The 20523-nt window shown below is 61.1% G+C and carries 19 protein-coding genes and 1 pseudogene; 10 read left to right on the top strand and 10 right to left on the bottom strand.

Going from position 1 to position 20523, the window contains the following annotated elements; translation table 11 throughout:
* Positions 1–22 precede the first annotated feature (22 nt).
* The 3 genes from ACF6ZU_RS17430 (at position 23) to ACF6ZU_RS17420 (ending at position 2908) form a co-directional block, all read left to right on the top strand.
* Positions 23–991 (top strand): LysR family transcriptional regulator, encoded by a 969-nt coding sequence (locus tag ACF6ZU_RS17430; protein ID WP_392885441.1) that lies wholly within the window; start codon positions 23–25, stop codon positions 989–991.
* Positions 992–1197: 206 nt separating this feature from the next.
* A complete protein-coding gene (locus ACF6ZU_RS17425; RefSeq protein WP_392885439.1) occupies positions 1198–2172 on the top strand; it encodes a 2-hydroxyacid dehydrogenase in 975 nt (324 codons plus the stop codon).
* Between the two features lie 226 nt (positions 2173–2398).
* On the top strand, positions 2399–2908 hold the full coding sequence (locus ACF6ZU_RS17420; RefSeq protein ID WP_392885437.1) for a DUF2165 domain-containing protein: 510 nt from the start codon (positions 2399–2401) through the stop codon (positions 2906–2908).
* Between the two features lie 27 nt (positions 2909–2935).
* Here the strand turns inward: ACF6ZU_RS17420 and ACF6ZU_RS17415 are convergent, their stop codons facing one another.
* Positions 2936–3838 carry a DMT family transporter gene (locus ACF6ZU_RS17415; RefSeq protein ID WP_392885435.1) on the bottom strand — a complete coding sequence of 301 codons (903 nt, stop codon included), beginning with the start codon at positions 3836–3838 and terminating at the stop codon, positions 2936–2938.
* 138 nt (positions 3839–3976) lie between these two features.
* Between ACF6ZU_RS17415 and ACF6ZU_RS17410 the strand changes: the two genes are divergently transcribed.
* Complete coding sequence (locus tag ACF6ZU_RS17410) at positions 3977–4852, top strand: helix-turn-helix transcriptional regulator (protein ID WP_392885433.1); 876 nt, start codon at positions 3977–3979, stop codon at positions 4850–4852.
* A 104-nt stretch (positions 4853–4956) separates the two neighbouring features.
* Here the strand turns inward: ACF6ZU_RS17410 and ACF6ZU_RS17405 are convergent, their stop codons facing one another.
* From ACF6ZU_RS17405 to ACF6ZU_RS17380, 6 genes are all read right to left on the bottom strand, one after another.
* A complete protein-coding gene (locus tag ACF6ZU_RS17405) occupies positions 4957–7386 on the bottom strand; it encodes a TonB-dependent siderophore receptor (RefSeq protein ID WP_392885431.1) in 2430 nt (809 codons plus the stop codon).
* Positions 7387–7605: 219 nt separating this feature from the next.
* Entirely contained in the window at positions 7606–8592 is a 987-nt protein-coding gene (locus tag ACF6ZU_RS17400; RefSeq protein WP_392885429.1) for a FecR family protein, read from the bottom strand.
* The gene (locus tag ACF6ZU_RS17395) at positions 8589–9152 is read right to left on the bottom strand and encodes an RNA polymerase sigma factor (RefSeq protein WP_392885427.1); all 564 of its coding nucleotides are present in this window, start codon (positions 9150–9152) and stop codon (positions 8589–8591) included. The genes ACF6ZU_RS17400 and ACF6ZU_RS17395 overlap by 4 nt, the downstream gene beginning before the upstream one ends.
* Before the next feature lie 4 nt (positions 9153–9156).
* Positions 9157–9483 carry a DUF3325 domain-containing protein gene (locus ACF6ZU_RS17390; protein WP_392885425.1) on the bottom strand — a complete coding sequence of 109 codons (327 nt, stop codon included), beginning with the start codon at positions 9481–9483 and terminating at the stop codon, positions 9157–9159.
* Positions 9484–11064, bottom strand: a complete 1581-nt coding sequence (locus tag ACF6ZU_RS17385) for a PepSY-associated TM helix domain-containing protein (protein ID WP_392885423.1) — start codon at positions 11062–11064, stop codon at positions 9484–9486.
* Positions 11061–11354: a DUF3649 domain-containing protein gene (locus tag ACF6ZU_RS17380; RefSeq protein ID WP_392885421.1), complete on the bottom strand. Its 294-nt coding sequence runs from the start codon at positions 11352–11354 to the stop codon at positions 11061–11063. The genes ACF6ZU_RS17385 and ACF6ZU_RS17380 overlap by 4 nt, the downstream gene beginning before the upstream one ends.
* A 183-nt stretch (positions 11355–11537) precedes the next feature.
* On the opposite strand from ACF6ZU_RS17380, the gene ACF6ZU_RS17375 reads away from it, so the two are divergent.
* From ACF6ZU_RS17375 to fecA, 3 genes are all read left to right on the top strand, one after another.
* Positions 11538–12026: a sigma-70 family RNA polymerase sigma factor gene (locus tag ACF6ZU_RS17375; RefSeq protein WP_392885420.1), complete on the top strand. Its 489-nt coding sequence runs from the start codon at positions 11538–11540 to the stop codon at positions 12024–12026.
* Positions 12023–12961 (top strand): FecR domain-containing protein, encoded by a 939-nt coding sequence (locus ACF6ZU_RS17370; protein WP_392885418.1) that lies wholly within the window; start codon positions 12023–12025, stop codon positions 12959–12961. The genes ACF6ZU_RS17375 and ACF6ZU_RS17370 overlap by 4 nt, the downstream gene beginning before the upstream one ends.
* Before the next feature lie 200 nt (positions 12962–13161).
* Positions 13162–15495, top strand: a complete 2334-nt coding sequence (gene fecA, locus ACF6ZU_RS17365; protein WP_392885416.1) for a TonB-dependent Fe(3+) dicitrate receptor FecA — start codon at positions 13162–13164, stop codon at positions 15493–15495.
* A gap of 223 nt (positions 15496–15718) precedes the next feature.
* On the opposite strand, the gene ACF6ZU_RS17360 is transcribed toward fecA, so the two are convergent.
* A complete protein-coding gene (locus ACF6ZU_RS17360; protein ID WP_008025327.1) occupies positions 15719–16126 on the bottom strand; it encodes an HPF/RaiA family ribosome-associated protein in 408 nt (135 codons plus the stop codon).
* Positions 16127–16339: 213 nt separating this feature from the next.
* Positions 16340–17287, bottom strand: coding sequence for a LysR substrate-binding domain-containing protein (locus tag ACF6ZU_RS17355; protein ID WP_392885414.1), 948 nt, complete (start codon positions 17285–17287; stop codon positions 16340–16342).
* Between the two features lie 135 nt (positions 17288–17422).
* Here ACF6ZU_RS17355 and ACF6ZU_RS17350 point away from each other — a divergent pair, with 135 nt between their 5' ends.
* The gene (locus ACF6ZU_RS17350; RefSeq protein WP_392885412.1) at positions 17423–18799 is read left to right on the top strand and encodes an L-serine ammonia-lyase; all 1377 of its coding nucleotides are present in this window, start codon (positions 17423–17425) and stop codon (positions 18797–18799) included.
* Between the two features lie 293 nt (positions 18800–19092).
* A complete protein-coding gene (locus ACF6ZU_RS17345) occupies positions 19093–19410 on the top strand; it encodes a DUF3509 domain-containing protein (RefSeq protein ID WP_392885410.1) in 318 nt (105 codons plus the stop codon).
* On the opposite strand, the gene ACF6ZU_RS17340 is transcribed toward ACF6ZU_RS17345, so the two are convergent.
* Positions 19407–19907 (bottom strand): phosphate-starvation-inducible protein PsiE, encoded by a 501-nt coding sequence (locus ACF6ZU_RS17340; protein ID WP_017336597.1) that lies wholly within the window; start codon positions 19905–19907, stop codon positions 19407–19409. The two genes, ACF6ZU_RS17345 and ACF6ZU_RS17340, sit on opposite strands and share 4 nt — an antisense overlap.
* A gap of 335 nt (positions 19908–20242) precedes the next feature.
* Between ACF6ZU_RS17340 and ACF6ZU_RS17335 the strand changes: the two are divergent.
* Positions 20243–20482: pseudogene (locus ACF6ZU_RS17335) on the top strand (YebG family protein); the annotation flags it as partial.
* Positions 20483–20523 lie beyond the last annotated feature (41 nt).

The following is a 20523-nucleotide window of genomic DNA, read 5'->3' as shown; positions in this document are numbered from 1 at the left end:
CCATCGAACCCGAGAGCACCCCATGGACACTTTGCAAAACATGCGCGCCTTCAGTTACGTGGCCGAGGCCGGCAGCTTCACCGCCGCCGCCGTGCAACTCGACACCACGACGGCCAACGTCTCGCGCGCGGTCTCCAACCTGGAAGCCCATCTGCAAACCCGCCTGCTCAATCGCACCACCCGCCGCATCGCCCTGACCGAGGCCGGCAAGCGCTATCTGTTGCGTTGCGAACAGATCCTGGCCTACGTCGAAGAAGCCGAGGCCGAAGCCAGCGATGCCCACGCGCGCCCGGCCGGGCAGCTGAAAGTGCACACCATGACCGGCATCGGTCAGCATTTCGTGATCGATGCGATCGCCCGCTATCGCAAGACCCACCCCGACGTGACCTTCGACCTGACCATGGCCAACCGCGTGCCGGACCTGCTCGACGAGGGTTACGACGTGTCCATCGTCCTCGCCAGCGAACTGCCGGACTCGGGTTTTGTTTCCCAGCGTCTGGGCATCACCTACAGCATCGTGTGTGCGTCGCCAGCCTATGTAAAAGCCAACGGCTGCGCGCAAAAACCCAGCGATCTGCTGAACCATGCCTGCCTGCGCCTGGTGAGCCCGGTGATTCCGCTGGAGAAGTGGACCTTCGATGGGCCTGAGGGCCAGGAAATGGTCACCATTAACAGCTCACCCTTCCTGGTGAACTCCGCCGACGCGATGAAAACCGCGATCACCAGCGGCATGGGCGTTGGCGTGCTGCCGGTGTATGCGGCGATTGAAGGGCTGCGCAACGGCTCGCTGGTGCGGGTGATGCCGAACTACCGCTCGCAGGAACTGAACCTGTATGCGATCTACCCGTCGCGACAGTACCTGGATGCGAAGATCAAGACGTGGGTCGAGTACCTGCGCGGGTCGTTGCCGGAAATTCTGTCGGCGCATCAGGCGGAGCTGGCGGCATATGAGTTGAGCGGCAGCCTGGCTGGCGCACGGTTGGCGAACTGACACCCAAACATCACCCCTGTGGGAGCGAGCCTGCTCGCGATGGTCGTTAACGATGACGAGGTAAACCTGATACGCAACGGTGCTCTCGGGTTTATCGCGAGCAAGCTCGCTCCTACAGGGATATCTGTACATCCGAAGACTCGCGCAACGCCAGGGAAGAATGTTAGCGTGCTTGGCATTCTCCACGCCCGACGAGCCCTCCTCCCATGAAAAAGACCGTCCTCGCCTTCAGTCGCGTCACTCCCGAAATGATCGAACGCCTCCAGCAGGACTTCGACGTCATCGTCCCGAACCCCAAGAACGGCGACATCAACGCCCAGTTCAACGAAGCGTTGCCGCAGGCCCATGGCCTGATCGGCGTGGGTCGCAAACTCGGCCGGGAGCAACTGGAAAACGCGAGCCAACTGGAAGTGGTCTCCAGCGTATCGGTCGGCTACGACAACTACGACGTCGCCTATTTCAACGAACGCGGGATCATGCTGACCAACACGCCGGATGTCCTCACCGAGAGCACCGCGGACCTGGCCTTCTCCCTGATCATGAGCAGCGCGCGACGCGTTGCCGAGCTGGACGCCTGGACCAAGGCCGGCCAATGGCAGGCCACCGTTGGCGCGCCGCTGTTCGGCACGGATGTTTACGGCAAGACCCTGGGCATCGTCGGCATGGGCAACATCGGCGCGGCCATTGCCCGTCGCGGTCGGCTCGGTTTCAACATGCCGATTCTCTACAGCGGCAACAGCCGTAAAACCGCGCTGGAACAAGAGCTCGGTGCGCAATTCCGCAGCCTGGACGAGCTGCTGGCCGAGGCTGACTTCGTCTGCCTGGTGGTGCCGCTCAGTGAAAAGACCCGGCACCTGATCAGCCGCCGGGAACTGGCGCTGATGAAACCGGGCGCCATCCTGATCAACATCGCCCGCGGTCCCGTGGTGGACGAACCGGCGCTGATCGAGGCGCTGCAAAACAACCGGATCCGTGGCGCCGGGCTGGATGTCTACGAGAAAGAACCGCTGGCCGAATCGCCCCTGTTCCAGCTGAAAAACGCAGTGACCCTACCGCACATTGGTTCGGCGACCCATGAAACCCGCGAAGCGATGGCCAACCGTGCCCTGGCCAACCTGCGCAGCGCATTGCTGGGTGAGCGGCCGCAGGATCTGGTGAACCCGCAGGTCTGGAAAGGCTGATTCAACCTTGTAGGAGCGAGCCTGCTCGCGATGGTCGTTAACGAAAACGCGAACTGTCTGAAAAGACGCGGCGAATTCAAGTCCATCGCGAGCAAGCTCGCTCCTACAATAAAGCACGCTGGCAATACACACTTTGCAATTCAGTCCAACACTCAAAAAACCAACTAAGTTATAGACTCTCCTTACTTAAACCCGAAACGGGAACAAGACTCGGAGAACAATAACCTTGAATGACTTATCAATCGATCAAACCATCAGAATCAGCAAAGCCACCCTCATGTTATTCATGACTTTTTTCGGCTTGCTGATCAACTACAACAACTTTGCCGATTACTCGACAAACTATGAGTTCCTCGCTCACATCCTGAGTATGGACACCACCCCCGCGAACCCGAAATACGCATTCCGAGCTATTACCTCCCCGATAGCCCACCACCGGATTTACTGGCTGCTCATTACCCTCGAAGTTTTATTCACTTCGTACTGCATGATTGGAACTTATCATTTATTCAAAACCCTGAACGACAGTGCAAAGAAATTTCACGAGGCAAAGAAGTTCGCGATCATCGGACTGATGATCAGTATTTTTATTTACTATGTCTGCTTCCAGGTCATTGGCATCGAATGGTTCAACATGGACAAGTCGCCACACTGGAATTACAAAGACTGGGCCCAATATGTGATCGACTTTATCTTGCCCGTATTAATCTATATATCGATCCGGACCGAACGCTAAACACACCGCGCCCGGCCCGGAGCAGGTTCAAGCCAGCTTGCCATTCCCCTGCACCACCGGCGCCTTGGGTTTACGGAACACCAGCACGTTGCCCAGCATCACCAGCACCAGCCCGACCAGCGCCGGTGGGGTCCATTGGTAGCCTTCGACAAACGCCGAGACATTGAGCGCCACCACCGGGAACAACACCGTGCAATAGGCCGCGCGCTCGGGGCCCATGCGGCCGACCAGCGTCAGGTAGGCGGTGAAACCGATCACCGAGCCCGGGATCACCAGGTACAACAACGAGCCGATGTAGCGCGCGTTCCATTCCATATCGAACGGAATGCCTTTGACCAGGCACCACACCGACAGCATCGCCGCGCCATACGCCATGCCCCAGGCGTTGGTGGTCAGCGGTTTGAGACCGGCCTTCTGTTGCAGGCTCGACAGCATGTTGCCCGCCGAAAAGCACAGCGTGCCGAGCAAGGCCAGACCCAGGCCGAGCAAGGTTTCCGGGCTGGCGGTGTGGCCGGCCAGTTCCGGCCAGAACAGCAAGCCCAGCCCGAACAAACCGAGCGCGCCGCCCAACAGCACATTGCGCGCAATTTTCTGACCGAAGAACACCCGCGCATTCAGGGCATTCCACAGCGTGGCGGTGGAAAACACCACGGCCACCAGGCCACTCGGTATCCACTGACTGGCGGTCAGGAAGCACATGAAGTTGATGCAAAACAGGCACAAGCCCTGCGCCAGACAAATCAGGTGCCCGCGACGGTTCATCACTTGCAGCTTGCGGCTGAGCAACAGCATGACGAACAGCACCAGCGCCGCGAGGCCGAAGCGATAGACGATCGACACCGGAATCGCCACCACGCCCAGTTGCCATTTCAGGGCAATCCAGGTGGTGCCCCAGATCAGCACGGTCAGCAAATACAACGACAGGTTCATGGCAAACACTCCTCAATAGGTCATCAGTGTCCTGCGCCGAAGCCTGCTGCACTTGCATAAACTTGCGCTTTTGTCGGCCGGCGGGCTGGCAGGCCAACGTCTACGGAGTAGGATGCAAAGCGTTGGAGAGAAGCGATCATGCCCGCACTGGAATCTTTACAAGTCTTTCAAGCCCTCAACCGCTCGCCCAATGCTCGCCTCGAGCACAGTGCCGAGCTCGGTGACGGCATGGCTGCAGCCTTGTGGAGCAACCATCACGACGCCCAGGATTACGAGGCGCCGAGCCACCACACCTTGTCCTGCTACATCGCCGGCGGCACCGGCACCTTTCGCCGCGATCAGCCCGGCACCAAGGGCGGCCCGGACAAACTGTGCATCCTGCCCGCCGACCATCAGTCAGGCTGGGTGATCAACGGCGACATTCGCCTGGCCCACCTGTATTTCAGCCCCGAACAATTCGCCCTCGGCTGCGTCACGTTGCTGGACCGCGAACCGCGCGAACTGCAATTGCGCGAAGGCACCTTTCTCGATGACCCGGAGCAAGCCCGGCGTTTTCGCCACATGCTCACGCTCAATTGGGACGAGCCCGGCGAACGCCTGCTGACCAGCAGCCTGGCTCACGAAATGCTCAGCCACGTGTTGCTCGGCCAGGTGGGCATGCGCGACGGCTTGCGACTCAAGGGCGGGTTGGCGGCGCACCAGCGGCGGCAACTGGTGGAGTTCATCGACAGTCAATTGGACGAGGCGATCAGCCTGGGGCAGTTGGCGGGGTTGTGTGCGCTGTCGGAGTATCACTTTGCGCGGATGTTCCGCGAGAGTTTCGGCTTGCCGCCCCATCAATATGTGCTGGCGCGGCGCATGAGCCGGGCGCGAGAGTTGTTGCGCACGACATCGCAGCCGTTGGGGGAGATTGCATTGGCGTGCGGGTTTGCCAGTGCGAGTCATTTCACCAATCGGTTTCGCCAGGTGCTCGGTGGGACGCCTGGCGAGTATCGGCAGGCGTTTTTGCGATAACCCAAAGTACGCCATCGCCGGCAAGCCGGTCTCGCTCCCACAGGGGAATGCATTCCAATTGTGGGAGCGAGCCCGCTCGCGATGAACGATGACGCGGTCTGTGATCAGAACTCCAAAGTGCTTGAGAGCGAAACCTGCCGCGAATCCCCCATCGACACAAAGAACCGGCTCGCCGCCGACGTGTAGTAAGTGCGGTCAAACAGGTTCTTCACGTTCAACTGAAACTTGACCTTCTGCCCTTCAACCTTGGTGTCGTAGGTGGCGAAGGCGTCCGCCACGGTGTAGCTCGGCAGGTCGAAATCATTCACCGCGTTACCCGCCCGCTCCCCGACATACCGCGCCCCTGCGCCGACCCGCAACTGATCGCCACCGACGATGGTGCCGAAGTCGTAGACCGCCGACAGCGAGCCGCTGTTTTTCGCCACGTTCTGCAGTTTTTTACCTTTGTAGGTCGGGTCTTCGGTGACTTCGGCATCGGTGTAGGCGTAGCTGCCGATCATGCTCCAGCGGTCGCTGAGCTGGCCGGTCAAATCCATTTCCAGACCACGGGAACGCACTTCACCCGCCGCGCTGTAGAGCGTCACCGGACCTTCGGCGTTGGCCACCAGCACATTGCGTTTCTTGATGTCGAACAGCGCGACGTTACCCGTCAAACGCCCCGGCATATCCAGCTTGGCGCCGACTTCCCAGGACTTGGCTTCTTCCGGCGCGATGCTGCCGTCGAGCACCGTGGTGCTGCCGCTCAACGGGGCGATGGTCGAGTTGGGTTTGAACGACTCGGTGTAGCTGCCGTAGAACGACAACGCGTCGGTGTACTTGTACACAAGACCGGCGCGCGGCACCCATTTCTGGCCGTTGCTGTCGGTATTGGCCTTGAACGGCACGCCTTTGCCGGCGTACTGGTCGTACTCCTGGAACCGTCCGCCTGCTACCAGAATCCACTGGTCGGTGAGATGGATCGAGTCCTGCAGGAACACCGAATCGCTGCGCAGCAGATCGGTCTGCGCACTGTCGGCCGGGCTGACCGTGGTGCCGGCGACTTCACGGCCATAGACCGGGTTGAGGTAGCTGAAGGTGGTCTGGCTTTTCTGGCGGATCAGGTCTTCACGGTAGATCTTGCGGTACTCGTCATCGATGCCGAACACCAGGTCATGTTGCATGCCCAGCGCATTGACCTTGCCTTCGAGGCTGGCAGTGGCGAAGCGGTCGGTGCTGATCGCGTTTTGCGTGCCGTCCATGCTGCGGGTCAGCGTGCCTTTGGCGGTGTTGATCGCCGTGACACGCACCTGGCTGGCGTCGTAGGTCTCGCGGTTCCAGCTGTAGCCGAAGTGCGCTTTCCAGTTGTCGTTGAGCTCGTGGTCGGCCTCGAAGTGGTACAGGTCCGAACGCCCTTCCATGTTGTTGAACGGCTCGTCGAGACGGCGCTCGCGGGAGATGTCCAGCGGGTGGTTGTCGCGCGGGTCGATCAGCGTGCCACGGTCGAACGGGGTCAGGAATTCACGGTGCTCGTAGGCGAACAGCAGCTTGGTGCTTTCACCGAACCAGGCCAGCGACGGCGCCACCAGCGTCTCGCGGTGGGTGCCGAAGTTGCGCCAGTAATCTTCGTCTTCGTGGTCCAGCACCATGCGGTACGCCAACCCCGAATCACCCAGCGCGCCGGTGCTGTCGAGACCGCCGCCGCTGCCGTTCTTGCCGTCGCCGTAGGTCGAGCCGCGCAGGGTCAAGGCGTTGTACTGCTCCAGTTCCGGCTTCTTGCTGACCATGTTGACCACGCCGCCCGGGTCCTGAATGCCGTAGAGCAACGAGGCCGGGCCCTTGAGCACTTCGATCCGGTCGACGGTGGCGTTGAGGCCACGGCCCTGCACCACCGGCATGCCGTCGCGCATGATCGAACCGTTACGGTTGTCACCGAAGCCGCGGGTCATCACCGAATCCTGGGTGCTCCCAAGCGTGTTGCCCTGGGTGATGCCACTGACGTTGGCCAGCGCGTCATCGAGGTTGCGCGGCGCCTGGTCGCGAATGACCTGGGCCGGGATCACGTTGACGGTCTGGGGAATTTCCTGGAGCAGGGCCGACGAGCGCATCACCGAACTGGTCGGTGGCGGCTGGTAGCTCATGCTTTGATCCATCACCGAGGTGATGGTGGTCGCACCCAGGTTCAGGGCGCCTTCGGTGGGCTGCGGTTCCAGGGCCATGGTGTGCGCATCGGTACGGCGGAAGGTCAGGCCCGAACCGCCGAGCAAACGCTGGATCGCCTGTTCGGCGCTCATCTGCCCGCTGACGGCTGGCGCGTTCAGGCCATAGGGCGCTTCATCGGTGTAGACCACGCTGATACCGGTGAGCCGGCTGAAGTCGCTCAAGGCCTGGGGCAGCGGTTTGGCGGCGATCGCAAAATTGAACTGCGCACGCTGCTGCGACGTGCCGGCCTCGGCGGCCTGCGCCACGCTCAAGGGCAACAATGCCAATGCCGAAATGCTCAGCGCCGAAGCGCCCAACCACTGTTTGACCGAACCCGATTTTGCCCTGGACTTCATTGCTCATGACCTGTGTAGAACCACTACGGATGCGAATGACTCGCAGTTTCAGTCACTACACGGATGGGGCTCGGGTTTACCTCACCTGCATTTTGAAAATATTTTTTATTTGGGCGTTGATGTGTTGTTTGGGAGGCCGCCATCGCCGGCAAGCCGGCTCCTACAATTGGAATGCGTTTCCCTGTAGGAGCCGGCTTGCCGGCGATGAGGCCAGACGCCTCACCGCAAAATAATCAGACTTCCCACAGCATGCTGCTCAAACCCCATCACCCCCTGCAACGAACTCAACACCGCCTGCGGATCCTTGCTCGGAAAGCTGCCGCTGATCCGCCGCGCCGCCAATTCATCATTGAGCAGCACAATCCGCCCCGGGTAGTAACGGCGCAAATCCTGCACCACGTCGGCCAGGCTGGCCTTGTAGTAATTGAGCCAGCCCTGGCGCCAGGCCAATTGCGCTTCACTGTCCACGGCCTGCAGTTTTTCCGCCCTGCCCTCGCCGTAAGCCACTTGTTGGCCGGCGGTCAGGATTTGCTGTTCGGCATGCCGCTCCGCCGTCACGCCCACCCGGCCGGACAACACGGTCACTTGCGCGCCATGGGGTTGCAGACGCACTTCGAACTGGGTGCCCAACACCCGCGCCTGGCCTTTTTCAGCGTCCACCACAAACGGCTCGCCCGTATGGGTCACGCTGAAAAAACCAGCGCCGCGACGCAGTTGCACGTGACGCTCGCCACGACTGAAATCCACCGCGATGGCGCTGTCGGCATCCAGGGTCACTTGCGATTGATCCGCCAGCGTCACCGTGCGGATTTCTCCCGGCGCCGAGACATAATCAGCGCCCAGATCATCGGCCCAGCGCAGCGGCTGCCAGCCCGCGCCGAGGCTGATCATCAACAGCAGGCACGCCGCCATTGCCAGCGCACCGGACCAACGCCGGACAGGGCGGCGGCGCGGGTGATTCATCGCGTTGAGGTAGCCCTGCAAGGCGAATGCGTCTTCGCTGGCCAGGGTTCGCGCCGGCGCTTCGGTCAGTTCCCACACTACTTGCGCCTGGGCGTACGCCTCGGCATGCGCGGGATCGGCCTTTAGCCAACGGCTGAACGTAGCCTGATCGCCGCTGCTCGGCTGGTCATGCAACAGACTCAGCCAGGCGAAAGCGGCCTGTTCCTGGTCTGGCGTCGGGGTAAGGCGATCAAGCGGCTTCACGGTGCTTTCCTTGGCGTGCGCGGTTCGGTTTCCCGCAGGCTAGCCTTGCAGGCTTCGAGGGCGCGCATCATATGTTTTTCCACGGCACTTTGGGACAAGCCCATCGCCTTGGCGATCTCGGCGTACTTGCGACCATGAATGCGGTTGAGCAGAAAGATCTGCCGCGTGCGCTCGGGCAACGCGCGCAGTGCCGCTTCGACGTGGCGCAAATCGTTGCCGGCTTCCAATGCCGCTTGCGGTTCGCTGCCGTGGCTGTCCGGCTGATCCGGTTGCCAGCCTTCGGTGACCCGCACCCGCGTGCCTTCGCTGCGCAAATGGTCGATGGCGATGTTGCCGGCGCAGCGCAACAGGTAGGTGCTGAGCTCTTCGACCTGCACCAGCGGCCGACGCCAGAAACGCAGAAACAAATCCTGCACCAGATCCGCCGCCGTCGCCCGGCACCCTACGCGACGGTTCACCAGCGCCTCCATTTGCGAACGCTGGGACAAGAACACCTGGAGGAAATGCGCACGCGCCCCGCGAGGTTCTTCGTCGTGGGAATCCGGTGGGCTGCTGATCATCGGCTCAATACTGCGCAAACAAGGCAACGGGGCTGACCAGCAGGCTCACACCGGCCAGCGACAACGCCAGGCGCGGGCGATAGGGCAGCAACAGCACCAGCAACAACGCGCTGAGCATCAACACCGCACACCATTCCACGAGGCCCAGCCCCCAACCGGTCGCAGCCACCGCCGCCCACAGCGACAGGGCCAGCAACAACCAGCCAGCGAGCGTCATCAGTTGCCGACGACGGGTCGACGGTTTGCGCCCCAGCAGTTCGGCGTGGTGCCGATCCATCGATAAACACAGCGCGGTAAAACCGCCGTAGCAGAGCAACAGGGCCAGCAACATTCAGTTCGCCTCCTGCTCAAGGGTGATCGGTTGAACGCGCTGGCGGGCGACAGTTTCAACCTGTCCTGCGCGCTGCATTTTCCACGCAGCCCAGGCGAAAAACACACCACTGACAAGGCAGGTCAAATCGAAACCGGCCATCGCCCAATCGCCCTGCGCCAGCGTCACGCCCAGGTGATACGGCGTGGTCAGCGCGTTCAGCAACGGCACCGCGCCGAACAGCAGCGCCGCCAGCGCCAATTGCTCGACCCATGCCGCGCGCCCCCGACGGACCACGGCATGCAGTACGCTCAAAGCCCAGACGATGAAGAAGCTGTTCACTTCCCAATCCGCGCGCCCCGCCATCGCCATCGGCAACACGCGATTGGCCCAGAAGAACGCCGCCACCGCGACCATCAGCCCCGACATGCTGGCGATGTTCAGCACTTCCACCAGCCGCAACTCGAACGGCATGACGCCGCTTTTAACGTGCTTGAGCTGACGCTTGCCGAGCCAGATCACCAACCCGGTGCCGATCATCGCCGTGCCGGCCAACCCGCAAATGAAGTACAACCAGCGCAACACCGGGTCGGCGAAACGGCCCATGTGCAAACCGTAGAAACTGCCGGCAATTGCCCTCGGCAGCGATTGCTCCGGGGTCGTGCCGAGCAGTTCCCCGGTCACACCGTTGAAGGTCACGGCACTGCCGAAGTCGTGGACCACGCGGTCGGCGCTGTCACGCACCAGCACCACCGAGGCGTTCGCGTCGCCCGGGTTGTTCACCGTCAGCCGCCCGACATGCCCGCCCGACCATTGCTCGCGCGCCTGTTCCAGCAGCGGCGCCAGGGATGCCAGCGCCGCCGGTTTGCCTGCCAGCGGCGGTGTCGCGGACTGCGGAAACACGTCATCGAAAAACGCCCGGACATCACCGTTGTAGGAGGCCAGGATGCTCGCCGGCATCACCATCGACATGAAAATCACCAGGCTGCTGTAAGTGATCATCAGGTGAAATGGCAGCACCAGCACGCCCACCGCGTTATGCCCGTCGAGCCAGGAGCGCTGGCCCTTGCGCGGGCGGAAGGTGAAGAAGTCCTTGAAGATTTTCTTGTGGGTGATGATCCCGCTGATCAGCGCGACGAACATCACCATGGCGGCGATGGTCGAGAGCCAGCGTCCCCATGGATAAGGCATCTGCAGTTGAAAGTGGAAGCGATAGAAAAACTCGCCACCGGTGGTTTCCCGGCCCTGCACTTCGGCGCCGGTTTGCGGATCGAGGAGTTTTTCCGTGAACTGCCCGCGCTCGCCACGTTTGGCCGGGGTTTGCTGCCAGCGCACCGACAGTCCGGGTTCGCGGGCATCGGGCAGGTCGATGAGCCAGCGCGAGGCGCCGGCGGCGTGTTGTTGAAGGTAGTTCTGCGCCACGGTCAGGCTGGCTTCGGTGGTCACCGAGCGCGCAGGGATTTCCGGCTGCATCCAGTGGCTGATCTCGTCCTTGAAATAAGCCAGCGTTCCGGTCAGGAAAATCGCGAACAGCAACCAGCCGAAGATCAACCCGGCCCAGGTGTGCAGCCAGGCCATCGCCTGGCGAAAACCCTCTTTCATGAGCGGCCCATCCAGTACGCCAGGCCCGACAGCGCCGCCAGCACCAACCCCGGCACAATCACTCCGAGCCAGGCCCGCCAGGCCGTACGGCAGGCAAAACACCAGATCACCACGCCGAGGTAAGCCAGAAACGAGGTCATCATCCCGGTCACCACGGCGTCGGCGCGAACCATCGGCACCCACAGGCTCAGGCTGACACTGGCCAATGCCGCGACGATATAGCCACCCAGCACGGCGGCCAGCACCCGGGAAGTGACGGCCAATCGGTAGGACACGGGAATTGCTTTCATGTTTCGACCTTGGAACCGGTGAGGCCAGGGGACAATCACGAGGCCAGGGCGCGATATTAATGATAAATATTCTCATACGCAAAAGAGATCCGATCAGCGCCGATTGCCGTCAGCAGGTTTCCACCTCTACAATGCGAACAATTCTTGTTCTCTAACGTATCCGGATGCGCTCGGAGTTACCCGTTGTCGCCAGCCAATACCGTCGAAGTTCTCTATAACGCCCATCACAACTGGCTCACCGGCTGGTTGCGGCGCAAGCTCGGCTGCCCTGACAGCGCGGCGGATCTGGCGCAGGACACCTTCATGCGTCTGCTGACTGCGCGGGAAGCACCGACGATCATCGAACCGCGCGCGTTCCTCACCACCCTGGCCAAGCGCGTGCTGTTCAATCATTACCGCCGCCAGGATCTGGAGCGCGCCTACCTCGACGCGTTGGCGCAGATGCCGGAAATGGTGGCGCCGTCCGAGGAAGAACGGGCGATCATCCTGCAAACCCTGATGGAGCTGGACCAGTTGCTCGACGGTCTGCCGCGCCTGGTCAAGCGCGCGTTTCTGCTGGCGCAGGTCGATGGCCTGACTTATCCACAAATCGCCGCCGAACTGGGCATCTCCATCGCCACGGTCAAGCGGCACCTGAACAAAGCGGCGATGCGCTGCTACTTCGCCCTGTGAACGGCACACCGGATTTCTCACCGCACGTCGCCGAACAGGCAGTGCAGTGGCTGCTGAAAATGCAGCAAGCACCGCTGAGCCCGCGCCAGCAACACGCCTGGCAGCAATGGTTCGAGGCGCACAGCGAGCATCAACGGGCGTGGGAGCATATTCAGCGGGTCAACCAGCGATTGCGCGGCCTGTCTTCGCCCCTGGCCCATGCCGCCCTGAACGCACCGACGTCCAGCAGTCGGCGTCATGCGCTGAAGTTGCTGCTGATTCTTGGCGCGGGCTCCGCCGTGACCTGGGGCATGCGCGAGCACAACCTGCTGCCACCGTTGCTGGCCGACTACCGCAGCCCAATCGGCCAGCGGCGCAAGATCGCGCTCGGCGAGGGCAACCAATTGCAACTCAACACGGCGAGCTCGGCGGATGTGCGGGTCGAGGGTCAGCAACGACTGATCCGTTTGCTTGAGGGCGAGATGCTGCTGACTGCGTCCAACGGGTTTGAAGTGCGCACGGCGCAAGGTCTGCTGAACACTCAGGGAGCACGTCTGAACGTTCGGCAATTCGCGGATCGCACCCAGGTCGCGGTGTTTGAAGGTCGTGTCGAATTGACACCGGACGGCGGCTCACCCTTGGTGCTGCAAAACGCCCGGCAGTTGAGTTTTGGTGCTCGCGGCATCAGCAACCCCGCGCCTCTGGACGCCAACAGCGGTGCCTGGGCCGACGGCATGCTGGTGGCGGCGCACATGCGTCTTGGCGATTTCCTCGATGAGCTCGGCCGCTACCGTCGCGGCCAGCTCAATTGCGACGCGAAAGTGGCGGACCTGCTGATCTCCGGGACTTACCCACTGGACGACAGCGAGCGGATTCTCGACCTGCTGGAAATCAGCTTGCCGGTGAAAGTAAAACGCTTCACTCGATACTGGGTAACCGTCGAGGCCCGCGCCTGAAACACATTCCCTGTAGGAGCGAGCCTGCTCGCGATAGCGGTGGATCAGTCGACACTTAAATTGACTGATTCACCGTTATCGCGAGCAGGCTCGCTCCTACAGGGCCATAAAAAATATTCGCTAAACGTGAGCCGTTTTTCAGATCTGGCGTGACAGAGAAGGAAAGCCACCTTGATTCCACCTTCTCAGGACCGTCCTCCATGCACCCCACCCGCCTCACCCCGCTGGCCCGCACCCTGCGCCAACTCTTGCTGGGCGCCAGCCTGAGCTTCGGCGCGCTGCCACTGGCCCACGCCGACGAGGCCAAGCCGTACCACATCGCGCCATCGTCCCTGGAGAACGCCCTCAACCAGTTCGGCCGTGAAGCCGGCGTGTTGATTTCGTTTGGTTCGCAAGTCACCCGCGGCGTGCAGAGTCGCGGCCTGGAAGGCAACTACACCGCCGAGCAGGGTCTGAACACTTTGCTCGAAGGCTCCGGCCTGCAAGCCCGCGCCGAAGGCAACAATGCATTTAGTCTTCAGCCGGTGGGCGATACCGCACTGGAGCTGGACACCTCGAAAGTGGTCGGTGACTGGCTCGGCGATGCGCAGCAGGTCAACGTCTTCGAACATCCCGGCGCCCGTGACGTGATCCGTCGCGAAGAGTTCGAACGCCAGGGCGCCACCCAGGCCAAGGACGTGCTCAATCGCATCCCCGGCGTCAACGCGCCGGACAACAACGGCACCGGCAGCCACGACATGGCGCTGAACTTCGGCATTCGCGGCCTCAACCCGCGCCTCGCTTCGCGCTCGACGGTGCTGATGGACGGGATCCCGGTGCCCTTCGCGCCCTACGGTCAGCCGCAGTTGTCGTTCGCGCCGATCAGCATGGGCAACATGGACGCGGTCGACGTAGTGCGCGGTGGCGGTGCTGTGCGCTACGGGCCGCAGAACGTCGGCGGCGTGGTCAACTTCGTGACCCGCGCGATTCCCGATGAACCGACGGTGAAAGGCGGATTCCAGACCGAAACCAGCCCGTCTTCCAGCCACGACGGTTTCAAGACCACCGGCAATCTGCTGGCCGGCGGCACGGCCGACAATGGGCTCGGCGGCGCGCTGTTGTACTCCGGCACCCGCGGCGGCGACTGGCGCAAACACAGCGACACCGAGATCGACGACCTGATTCTCAAGGGCAAATACCAGCTCGACGACGCGAACAGCTTCAACGCCATGGCCCAGTATTACGAAGGCAAGGCCGACATGCCCGGAGGCTTGAACGTCGCCAACTATGACGCCGATCCGTACCAGTCGACTCGCCTGAAAGACCAGTTCTGGGGCCGGCGGACAATGTTCAATGTCGGCTACCGCTATCAGGAAGACCGCCGCGAATTCACCGCCAACACTTTCTTCACCAAAACCCTGCGCAGCGGTTATCTGGATCAAGGCAAGTTCCTGACCCTGTCACCCCGCGAATACTGGGTGCGCGGTCTTGAAACCCGTTTTGCCCAAGGCTTCGATCTTGGCCCGACCAGCCACGAAGTCGGCGTCGGCTATCGCTACATCAACGAGGCCGGCCACGAACTGCGCTACTACACGCCGATGACCAGCAACCAATACCCGACCACCAACAGCCCCAACGACCGCGACACCCGTGGCGGCACCGAGGCCAACGCATTCTTCGTCGATGACCGGATCGACATCGGCAAATGGACGATCACGCCGGGCATCCGCTACGAAATGATCGAATCGCAGCAGAGCAACAACCTGACCAAAGAGAAATTCAAGGGCGACTACAACACCGCCCTGCCTGCGCTGAACGTGCTCTATCACCTGACTGACAGCTGGAATCTGTACGCCAACACCGAAGGTTCGTTCGGCAGCGTGCAATACAGCCAGATGCCCAACCGCGTGACCAGCGGCGAAGTGAAACCGGAAAAGGCCCGGACCTGGGAATTGGGCACCCGTTACGACAACGGTGCATTGAGAGCGGAAATAGGCGCGTTCCTGATCAACTTCGACAATCAGTACGAAAGCAACCAGACCAACGACTCGGTGATCGCCCGTGGCGAGACCCGTCATCAGGGCATCGAGACCAGCGTCAACTACGCACTCGACGACTTGAGCCCGGCGCTGGCCGGTTTCGATGTGTACGCCACCTATGCCTATGTGGACGCAACTATCCGCGAAGACGGGCCGAACAAAGGCAATCGTGTGCCGTTCTCCTCGAAGCACAAGCGCACGGTCGGAGTCGGCTACACCGAAGGCGCGTGGAAACTGAACCTGGACAGCAGCTACCAGAGCGACCAGTTTGCCGACAACGCCAACACCTCGGCCGAATCGGCGAATGGCAGCAACGGCAAGATCCCGGGCTACATGCTGTTCAGCAGCCGCGCCGGGTACGACTTCGGGCCGAAACTGTCGGATTTGAATGTGGCGGTGGGGGTGAAGAACATCTTCAACACCCAGTACTTCACGCGCTCGTTCGATGACAACAACAAGGGCAAGTACGTCGGGGAACCGCGGACGGTTTATGTGCAGACGTCGGTGGCGTTCTGAACTGAAACTGAACACTTTCCTGACGGATTCACTCCCCCTGTAGGAGCGAGCCTGCTCGCGATGGACTGCAAGACAACGCGGACATCCAGACAGCTCGCGTTATCGTTAACGACCATCGCGAGCAGGCTCGCTCCTACAGGGGGTTTAGCGATCGCCCAAACAACAACGGGCCTGCATAAGCAGGCCCGTTTCAGTGGTGGAAAGATAAAAATTGAATCAGGCGTCAGCCATTCTGCGCAGCCTGTTCGTTTTCAAGAAACTCGTCTTCCAGCAGCGCATCGGCTGCACGTCTCTCGAATGGCACCACGGCGGCGCGTGGTTTGCCTCGCAGTTTGCCGAACAGGTGTTCCAGTGCATGTTCGAGTTTTTCAGCCGCACCGTCGATCGCCAGTTCCAGGTTCTCGGCTTTATGGGTGACAGAAATCGGTTGGTGGCCTTTTGGCCGCGCTTCCAGCTGGCAGCGCAAATCATGCGGACCTGGCTTGTCGCCGTTCTCGTCCCGCAGATGGACCTCGACACGAGTCAGGTCTTCTTCATAACGTTCGAGCGTGCTCTCAATGGTAGTACGTACCCACTCCTCCAGTCGGATGCTGCTTTGAATATGGTTATCGCTGTTGACTTGGATTTGCATAGTTCATCCCTTATTTCAGCTAGCTCGCGAGAGGCCCTTCGGCTGGCCCTTGGGCGTCGTCACCGTGACCTCTTACTTACACAATCGGTCTGTGCGCCGAACAATTCAACCCCTGAAAAAAGATAAATTTTCATTGGCAAAAAAAGCCGGACAAGGAGCAAAAGCGCTGTTAAGGTCGGGAGTTGGGTCGCTTCACTTCTTTGTCACAATTGCTCACATCTGCTGCTCCGCCAGCGGATGCAGGCTTCGAAAAACCCCCGCCTCCTCCACCAACCAGTCATGCACGGCACGCACGCCCGGATGGCTCAACGCCCCCGGCGCATACAGCAGCATGTAGCGCTTGTGATTGGGCACTGCCAGTCCGAACGGCACGATCAACGCCCCGCGTTCCAGCTCATCGTTCAGCAGCGTGCGCCGCGCAATCGCCACGCCCATCCCGGCAATCGCCGCTTCGATGGTCAGGTGGTTGCGATTGAAGGTGTGCCCGCGTCGCACGTCCGCGCCTTCGAAGCCGATGGCGTTGAGGTAGAACTCCCATTCCGCGTATTCATAACTGCCGCGCCAGGCCGTGATGTCGTGCAGCAACGCGAAGTGCGCCAGGTCCGCCGGGCCGTGCAGCGGCGGCCGCCCGCGCAACAGGCTCGGGGCGCAGACCGGGAAGATCTGCTCGTCGAGCAAGGTGGTGGATAACAGGCCGGGGTAGCTGCCGTCGTTCAGATCGATGGCCAGGTCGAAGTCGCCCTCGTGCAACGGCACGCTGCTGTCCTCCGCCACCAGGCGCAATTGAATGTCCGGAAAACGCTGCTGCAGGCGCGGCAGACGCGGGGTCAGCCACTTGCTCAGGAAGGACGGAATCGAGCGCACCCGCAGCGTGCCGCTGATCATGCCCGCGTCCAGTCGGCGCAATTCTGCGTCGATGCTGCCGTAGGCCTCGTTGACCGTGATGGCCAGTCGCTGGCCTTCGGCACTCAACTCCACGCCACGCGCGCGCCGGTGGAACAATCGAAAACCGAGCCGTTCTTCCAGCTGGCGGATTTGCTGACTGACCGCGCCCGGCGTGATGTGCAGTTCTTCGGCGCAGCGGGTAAACGACAGGTGTCGCGCGGCACAGGAAAACACGTGCAGCCAGACATAAGTCTGGGCGTGCAATTGGCGACTCATTGTTTAGTCCTGCTAAAGGCTGTCTTAGGAAGTTTCGTTGGTCACGTAGGACCGAGAGGGGCAGTATCGCTGACATTGCGCTTGTCCTACAAAAATGGCAGCGATTTCTCTTCCATTGCTTGTATAGGCTTTAGCATGGCTATCAGTGTTTTTGATCTTTTCAAAGTCGGCATCGGCCCGTCCAGCTCCCACACCGTCGGTCCGATGCGCGCTGCCGCAACATTCGCCCAGGCACTGATCGAGCAGGATTTGTTGTCTGCCGTCCGTCGGGTGGAAATCCGCCTGTACGGTTCCCTGTCGGCCACCGGCGTCGGCCATGCCACCGACCGCGCCTGTGTCATGGGCCTGATGGGCGAATGGCCAGACAGCATTGATCCGACCAGCATCGAGAGTCGCATCAAAACCCTGCTTGAGACCGGCGAACTGAATCTGGCGGGAAAAACCACCATCGCCTTCAACTGGCAACGCGATCTCCTGCTGCTCGACGAGAGCCTGCCCTACCACCCCAACGCCATGTCCCTGACTGCCTTCGGCGAAACCGGCGAACTGGCGGAGCAAACGTATTACTCGATCGGCGGCGGTTTCATCGTCGAAGCGGCGGAAGCCGAATCCGGCGTTGCGCCGACCAGCGACGTGGTGCTGCCCTACGACTTTTCCAGCGCCGCCGAATTGCTCAGTCTCTGCCATCAACATGGCTTGAGGGTTTCCGAATTGATGATGGCCAACGAACTGGCCTGGCGCAGCGAAGCCGAGATCCGCCACGGTCTGCTGCACATCTGGTCGGTGATGCGTGAGTGCGTTGAGCAAGGTCTGCGTCACGAAGGGATTTTGCCCGGCGGTCTGAATGTTCCGCGTCGCGCGGCGAAATTGCACCGCAGCCTGTTGGAAATCGGCAAGCCGAATGTCATCACCTCAACCTTGTCGGCGATGGAATGGGTCAACCTGTTCGCCCTCGCCGTGAACGAAGAAAACGCCGCGGGCGGACGGATGGTCACCGCGCCCACCAACGGCGCGGCAGGGATCATCCCCGCCGTGCTGCACTACTACATGAAATTCAACCCGGACGCGTCGGACGATGATGTCGTCGCCTTCTTTCTGGGCGCGGCAGCCGTCGGCATCCTGTGCAAGAAAAACGCTTCGATCTCTGGTGCGGAAGTCGGCTGTCAGGGCGAAGTCGGGTCCGCCTGCGCCATGGCGGCGGCCGGCCTGGCCGATGTGCTTGGCGCCACGCCCGAGCAACTGGAAAACGCCGCCGAGATCGGCCTGGAGCACAACCTCGGCCTGACCTGCGACCCGGTCGGAGGCCTGGTGCAAGTGCCGTGCATCGAGCGCAATGCCATCGCTGCCGTCAAAGCGATCAACGCCACGCAAATGGCCCTGCGCGGTGACGGCAAGCACTTCATTTCCCTGGACCGGGTGATCCGCACCATGCGCGATACCGGCGCCGACATGCACGACAAATACAAAGAGACGTCACGGGGCGGGCTGGCGGTCAGCTGGGTGGAGTGCTGATTGCACCGTCTGCGAACACATGCCCCGAAACGGGCAACCTCCCCTGTAGGAGCGAGCCTGCTCGCGATGAACTCCGGAGCACCGCGTGAACGTAGGAAACACGCGTAATCGTTGACGACCATCGCGAGCAAGCGCGCTCCTACAGGGAGAGTGATTGTCCGACAATCTTTCCGGCATGCCCCTTGCTACATCCCCCTTTGAGACTGCGAGCGACCTGCCAATGGTCCGGTGTTGCGAACCAACCCGATCACGGCCGGTCAACAACTGCACGTTCAATCAGGCGGTGACGCATCATGGACAACCCTTTTCAGCTCATTACCGATGCCTTCGCACCGGATTACCAGATCAACCTGAGCATTCAGGGGCTGGACGGCAGCATCATGCTGACCCTGTCCAACAGCGGCCACATCGTGGCCAAACGGATCATCAGCGCCGAACAACGCAATGATCCCAAGCGCCTGAAGCGCCTGGTGCAGAGCATTCAGTTCGGCATCGCCATCGAACAGGGCCACAGCGCCATGTCGATCCTCGAAGCCATGACCGACGGCGACAATCTCAACCTGCCGCCGCCTCCCGCCAATCAACGGCAACGACCTGCCGCGCGGCTTTAAATCTCGCCCTTCTCCACTTCGGGATGCTCACCGGAACCCGCACCGATCTTGCGTTGCGGGTGTTCGATCTTCACCGAAGGAAATTGAGACGAGGCATAACGCACCACCAGGATCGCGAACGCCAGCAGCAGAATCCCGCCGCACAGGTAGATGATCCCGAGATCCGGCGGGTTGTGGTGCGAGACGTTGGAGATCAGCAACCGCGTCAGCGCGGTGATCGCCACGTAGATCAGGAAACGCACCGGCATGTGGTTGGTCTTGAAGTAAATCCCGACCATCGCGCCCAGTTCGAGGTAGATGAACAGCAGCAAGATGTCATCGATCTTGATGTGCCCCTCTTCGATCATCCCCAGAAACTCCATCACCGCCGCCCACGCGGTCACCGCACCAATGGCGAACAGCGCCAGGTAGTGGAAGGTCTCGACGAACAGATTGCCCAGGGATTCGGCCAGTTGGTGCACGTTCTGCCGCAGGTTCTCGGCCCAGTTGATTTTCACGATGATTCTTCCTTAGCTCGGTTCGAGCGGATGATGCGGGTTGGACGTGACGGTTGTTCTGCATGCAGAAAAAAGGCCAGAGGCGCCTGCGACATCATGGCGAGGTGCTCTAAATCGCGCTCCGTGGCGTTTGGTCGCACCCTCGCGGGCCTCCGCCGAACCTGTAGGAGCAAGATTGCTCGCGATGGACGCGCCACTGTTCCCCTGACAAACACCAAATTCGGTCTACATTAAAAAGCCACTACCCAAAGCGCAGGGATTCGCTTATCCTTTTCGCTGTATAAATACACAGTGGTCGAATCAGACAACTATCGTGAAGGCATGTGAGGTGGTGAATGGCCGTCGAAGTGGTATACCGCAGCAGCCGAGATCTGGAGCGCTTGTTCATGGATAAAGCCGAAGCTGACCGTCATGACAAAATGCTCGAACTCGCCGAATTGCTGGCGGAAGTGTTGCACAAAGCCGTTCCGTCCCTGACCGAGCAGCAAGTGGAAGAAGCCGGGATCTACATGGCGAAGAATCGCGATGTGTTCGCCAAGGCGTTCAAGAGCCAGCCGGACGCCTTGGCCGAATTGCTGAGCGCACCGGTTGAAGTCGTTGAACCCGTTGTGGAAGA

This window comes from Pseudomonas migulae, assembly GCF_043225285.1.
GTDB classification, from domain to species: domain Bacteria; phylum Pseudomonadota; class Gammaproteobacteria; order Pseudomonadales; family Pseudomonadaceae; genus Aquipseudomonas; species Aquipseudomonas migulae_C.
This window is presented reverse-complemented; position numbering and strand designations above follow the sequence as displayed.

Coding starts and splice junctions, on each gene's coding strand:
- ACF6ZU_RS17430 (WP_392885441.1), top strand. CDS start 23: ATGGACACTTTGCAAAACATGCGCGCCTTCAGTTACGTGGCCGAGGCC.
- ACF6ZU_RS17425 (WP_392885439.1), top strand. CDS start 1,198: ATGAAAAAGACCGTCCTCGCCTTCAGTCGCGTCACTCCCGAAATGATC.
- ACF6ZU_RS17415 (WP_392885435.1), bottom strand. CDS start 3,838: ATGAACCTGTCGTTGTATTTGCTGACCGTGCTGATCTGGGGCACCACC.
- ACF6ZU_RS17410 (WP_392885433.1), top strand. CDS start 3,977: ATGCCCGCACTGGAATCTTTACAAGTCTTTCAAGCCCTCAACCGCTCG.
- ACF6ZU_RS17405 (WP_392885431.1), bottom strand. CDS start 7,386: ATGAAGTCCAGGGCAAAATCGGGTTCGGTCAAACAGTGGTTGGGCGCT.
- ACF6ZU_RS17395 (WP_392885427.1), bottom strand. CDS start 9,152: ATGATCAGCAGCCCACCGGATTCCCACGACGAAGAACCTCGCGGGGCG.
- ACF6ZU_RS17390 (WP_392885425.1), bottom strand. CDS start 9,483: ATGTTGCTGGCCCTGTTGCTCTGCTACGGCGGTTTTACCGCGCTGTGT.
- ACF6ZU_RS17385 (WP_392885423.1), bottom strand. CDS start 11,064: ATGAAAGAGGGTTTTCGCCAGGCGATGGCCTGGCTGCACACCTGGGCC.
- ACF6ZU_RS17380 (WP_392885421.1), bottom strand. CDS start 11,354: ATGAAAGCAATTCCCGTGTCCTACCGATTGGCCGTCACTTCCCGGGTG.
- fecA (WP_392885416.1), top strand. CDS start 13,162: ATGCACCCCACCCGCCTCACCCCGCTGGCCCGCACCCTGCGCCAACTC.
- ACF6ZU_RS17360 (WP_008025327.1), bottom strand. CDS start 16,126: ATGCAAATCCAAGTCAACAGCGATAACCATATTCAAAGCAGCATCCGA.
- ACF6ZU_RS17355 (WP_392885414.1), bottom strand. CDS start 17,287: ATGAGTCGCCAATTGCACGCCCAGACTTATGTCTGGCTGCACGTGTTT.
- ACF6ZU_RS17350 (WP_392885412.1), top strand. CDS start 17,423: ATGGCTATCAGTGTTTTTGATCTTTTCAAAGTCGGCATCGGCCCGTCC.
- ACF6ZU_RS17345 (WP_392885410.1), top strand. CDS start 19,093: ATGGACAACCCTTTTCAGCTCATTACCGATGCCTTCGCACCGGATTAC.